A 4,673-nucleotide genomic window follows, 5' to 3' on the forward strand; every position below is an offset into this window, starting at 1 on the left:
TCGAAAGGGGCAGCGCTGCGCTCATCGTCGATCTTCGCGGCAACACCGGGGGGCATCCTCGGTTGGCTTCGCAGCTTCTGTCACACCTTGTCGCCGAGCCGTTCCGGTACTTCGTTGGCGACTCGACGGGCAGTGGTGACCTCGCGTCTCTCTATCGCGAACAGGTGCCAGCCAACAACACGTTCACCGGGCAGGTGGTCGTCCTGATGGACGGGGCCGGAGTTTCAACGACCGGCCATTTTCTCTCACTCGCCAGGGTCTTGCGAGTCGCGACGCTCATCGGTGAAGAGTCGGGCAGCTCGTTCTGGTCGAACGATAATAGCCACAGGGCTGTGCTCCCTGCCTCTAACCTTGAGGTCAACGTCCCAACGCACATCTTCTCAACCGTCTCCGACGGTCTGAATCCGACGCGTGGTGTCCCGCCCGACATAGCTGGTATTGCGACTCCGGAGGATTTTCTTGAGGGCCGTGACTCGGCTCTGCGACATGCGCTTGATTGGATCGATGGTCACTAGCCCGACACCCGGACACCCGGCATGACCATTTCCTTCCCGGAGTCTGCCTACGGCAGAAAGCGGTATTCCCGGGCATCATCTTGCCGCTCAGACTCTTAAGAGAGGTTTTTAATCCACCGCACCGTGAGATATCATGCTCTGGAAGGCCCAGATCCAGTCACTCATTCCTGCACTCCTCATTGTCTCGCCGCTAGTCGCGCAGCCTTCATCTTCGGATAATTCGTATTCACTGAAGGGCAGGCACGGCCTGTCAGTGAACGTCGGGCTCCTCAATTGGTCAGCAGTCGAGGCCGGTGTAGGTGTCGGCAGTGTCGAGACCAACGTCCGTCTGAATGGATTTCTTGGATCCGTCGCGTATGATTTCTGGATTGAAGACTACTTGTCCTTGACCGTCTCAGCGGGGGGGACCGGTGTGGGAGTTTCGGCAGACGTTTCTGCCGGAACTGTTCGTTCGGAAACCGATGCGGTCGGCTTCGTTCTCGTCGGACTTACCTACTATCCTCCCGCGGTTGTTTTCCGACCCAACGTTCTGGGATTTGTCTCGGCTGCGGTCGGACCCTACCGCGGGTCTGCAACCAATACGAGCGTCGGCCCGCTGTCGGTTTCCGCGGAAAGTATCAACGAGACGGCGATCGGTGCGCGTGTTGTCATGGGCGTCGACTGGATCGCGAAGCGGCGGCTCGTGGCAGGTGTGAGTCTCGGATACCACGTGATGGCAGATTTCGATCGGTCGATCGGTGGTTCCGACAACTACAGCGGTCCGGAGATGTCCGTGTCGCTGGGTGTCTTGTTGGGACGATCTCGCCCGGCCGGAGATTCAATGGCCGGTTCGCAGGATTAGCAGCTGGCAGGCGAGCATTAGGTGCAATAAAATCGACCGCGACGGTGTGCGCCCGAAGACCTTTGAGTTCAGCTGGAGTGCGAGGTAGCGGAACAGGGTGAGAGTCGCGGCACGAGTGCTCGGAGTCTGCGGTCGTGCATTTCAAAGCGAACGACGCCGGGCGCGTCGGCGCCAGCGTCGAAGAACACTCTACTCGGTGTCAGGCGAATTCCGCAGCGATCGTTGCCTCAACCAGTACCACGAGATCGGCAGCCCCGTGGCCACGAACGCGATGTCGACCAGGGATTTCTCCCACTCGAAGATCGCGCGGAAGCCCAGCAGCCCGACGAGCCCGCAGAGATAGATAACCGGCAGCAGCGGATACCCCGGCATCCGGAAAGCCTGCTCCTCGCCGACGCCATCGCGCCTGAACTTCAGCAACGCCAGCGTCGTCATCGTGTAAAAAATCAGGATCGCGAAGACCATCCCGGCGGCGATGTTCTCGAACGATCCGCGGGCGATCAGTATCACCGACGCCCAGACGACGTGCGCAAGGATCGCTCGGTTCGGCGTTCGGAACCGCTGGTGTACGTGGTCGAACCACTTGAAGAACAACCCGTCGTGCGCCATGGCATAGTAGACGCGACTCGCGGACATCGTCGTGCCGTTGATGCTCGACACCGCCGACACGATCGCGAGGATGGCCACGGCGCCAGCACCTACAGTTCCGATCATGATCGAAGCGATGTCGGCGGCCGGCGTCGCCGTCGCCCGCAGCGCTTCCATCCCCAGCACATAGTGGTATATCGTGATCACTGCCCAGTAGATCACGAGCACGATCCCCAGTCCGTACAGCATGCTCTTCGGAATCACCTGTCGCGGATTCTTCATCTCGCCGGCCACATAGCCCACGCGATCCCAGCCCGCGTGCGTGAACACGATGAGCATCAGGGCTGGAATCAGGTTACCGAGGAAACCGGCGTCCGTCATCGGTTGCGAAACCTCTGCCAGTTTGCTCTCGGTGCCGCCAAGAAGGGCTGCGAAGAGCAAGGCAAACGCAGCGAGTCCTGCCACCTTGGCAACGGTCGTAACTCGCTGAAACAGTGCCGCCCACTGCACGCCGACGTAGTTGAATAGTCCAACCAGTGCGATCACGGAGAGGGCGGTCACGGTGTGTGACCAACCCTCAAGAGGAAAGAAGAATCCCAGATAGTCGGCAGAGATGATGGCGAGGGCTGCTCCAGGGCTCGTCCGGATGATGAACAGCTGCGCCCAGCCAAACATGAAGCCTGCAAACGGCCCGAAGGCCTTCGTAATGTAGGCATACTCGCCGCCGGTTGTCGGGATGCGCGTACCAAGCTCCGCGTAGATTAATCCCCCAACCATCACGAACGCGCCCACAATCAGCCACGTCAGGATCACGCCGCCGAACGACGAGAAGTAGCCGGCGATGATGTACGGCGTCGAGTAGATCCCCGAGCCGATCGTGATCCCGATGAGCAGCGCGACCCCGTCGAAGGTGGTGAGGGACTTGCGAAGGGTGGGTTGTGACAGGTTAGGATTCACGGCGCACGATGCAACTGGGGGCTCGCAGTAGTCCGACCAGCCGATGCAGGCTGGAGCGTACTTATCCAAGAATAGCGGATTAAAGACGTGAACGCTACCGGGAAGCGAGTGCGCCTCCTGAGCACGTCAGCCGAAACTCCCTACGGACAGCTTCCAGTCAATCGACGCTAGTCCACCGGACCGAGGTACTGGTCGAGCCAGTCGAGAGTCTCCCGGATGAGGTCGTTCTTCGGAATAATGTGGTCGCTTTCGAACAGCTTGAGCTCCTTTTGCTCATCCGGCGTGCCGAGCAGTTCGAACATCGGCTGTATCGAGGTGTCGAGGAGGAAGTTGCTATCATATCGTCCGTTCAGCATCAATACCGGCATGGAGACCCGGCCGACGTAGTTGATCGGGTGGACCTCCGGCCGACCCGCGTCTATGAGCCCGCCAAAGGCCACAATTGCGGTCGCGACTCTCGTTTCCACAGCCGGAATGATGGCCCCAAGCCAACCTCCCCAGCTCATGCCGTAATAGGCCAGCCTGTCTCTGTCAATGTCGTCTCGGGATTCCAGGTAGTCCACACTCCTCGAGAAATCTCTGACCACGTCCGTCAAGAAGCCCGAATGCAGGCGCGTCTTCTGCTGGCCACCTGCGACGAGCTGCGGCAGGTCCGCACGGCCCCTCTCGAATGTGCCCGCATATACCGGGAAGAAGACCGCCCTTCCATTCTTCACCAGGAACGACAGAAAAACCGGGTACTCATAGTATTGCCCCATATCCTCACTGGACGGATGCAGCAGGGCGGCGCTGCCCGGGACGTACACGACCGTCTGGTAGGGTGGAGAGGCGTTCCTGGGAAGAAATAGGTGACCGATGACTCGCTCGCCGCGGTACGCCGCATCGAAGGTGACGCGTTCGTACACATAGTCAGGATGCTCTTCGCTCCTTCGCTCGACGTTCGCATTCAACGGCGCTTCGTCATACAAGAACCTCTCTCGGTAGAGCTCGAAGATCTCGTCTGCAACCGGTTCCATCGCGTAGAAATCGGGACCCTCCGAGAAGGTGACAAGCTGCGACGCAGCTGCCACCTCGTCGCCTTCCGAGTAGCGAGCACACCTGAAGCCGTTTTTCGGCGACCGGTCGAAAGGCGGTGCCTGACTCGGCTCTCCGAACATGTAGGTGTTGTCGCCCCACGCACCGCCACGGACAATCCGCCCGAAGGGCGACCGATTCGCATTCCACTCACGAGCGTTACCCGCCATGTCCACCGCGCCGTACGCCGTGATGCCGGGCAGACTTCCGGCGGGGACGGTACCGTCCGCTCCGAAATTGCTGAACGGCGCATAGACGGCAAATCCGCCGAGTTGATAAAACGAGATTATCGGCGTCTGTTCACCGCGCGCCAGTCCCCAGTGAACCGACGTAGGAAGACTCCGGCCAGCGAACGCTGCATAGGCCGCCGCCTCGTACCAGCTGACGCCTGTCACTGGATGGTCTGCATCGCCGTCGGCATACGTGCCCGCCTGCCATGTCGAAGGTCCGGGGCGGCCGGTTTGATCCACGAACTGCTCCATGGCTTCGTCCCATGGAATTGATCGTCCGTCCAGTTCGAACGGTTCCGTCCAGAACTCTCGAGTCTCGTATCCGTCAGCGGCAACAAATTCTTTGAACTGCCGGTTCGTAACCTCGGTGCGGTCAATGAAGAAATCATCGACCCGTCCGGTCGGTGTCTGTGCACCCGGGACGCGCACCATTCCGGCAGGTTTTGTGCCGGAAGCATCCAGCGTTCG

General features: G+C 60.2%; 4 protein-coding genes. 2 read left to right on the forward strand and 2 right to left on the reverse strand.

Features of this window, described 5'->3' with window-relative positions; translation table 11 throughout:
- Together HKN37_12445 and HKN37_12450 are read left to right on the forward strand one after the other, a co-directional pair.
- The coding region (locus HKN37_12445; protein ID NNE47455.1) for a hypothetical protein at positions 1-515 on the forward strand (515 nt) is incomplete at its 5' end.
- A gap of 133 nt (positions 516-648) precedes the next feature.
- Positions 649-1,356 carry a hypothetical protein gene (locus tag HKN37_12450; GenBank protein NNE47456.1) on the forward strand — a complete coding sequence of 236 codons (708 nt, stop codon included), beginning with the start codon at positions 649-651 and terminating at the stop codon, positions 1,354-1,356.
- A 189-nt stretch (positions 1,357-1,545) separates the two neighbouring features.
- Here HKN37_12450 and HKN37_12455 read toward each other — a convergent pair whose 3' ends face one another.
- Together HKN37_12455 and HKN37_12460 are read right to left on the reverse strand one after the other, a co-directional pair.
- Positions 1,546-2,901 carry an APC family permease gene (locus HKN37_12455; protein ID NNE47457.1) on the reverse strand — a complete coding sequence of 452 codons (1,356 nt, stop codon included), beginning with the start codon at positions 2,899-2,901 and terminating at the stop codon, positions 1,546-1,548.
- 167 nt (positions 2,902-3,068) lie between these two features.
- On the reverse strand, positions 3,069-4,673 hold a 1,605-nt coding region (locus HKN37_12460; protein ID NNE47458.1), incomplete at its 5' end, for an SUMF1/EgtB/PvdO family nonheme iron enzyme.

It is taken from the genome of Rhodothermales bacterium, assembly GCA_013002345.1.
Lineage (GTDB): Bacteria > Bacteroidota > Rhodothermia > Rhodothermales > JABDKH01 > JABDKH01.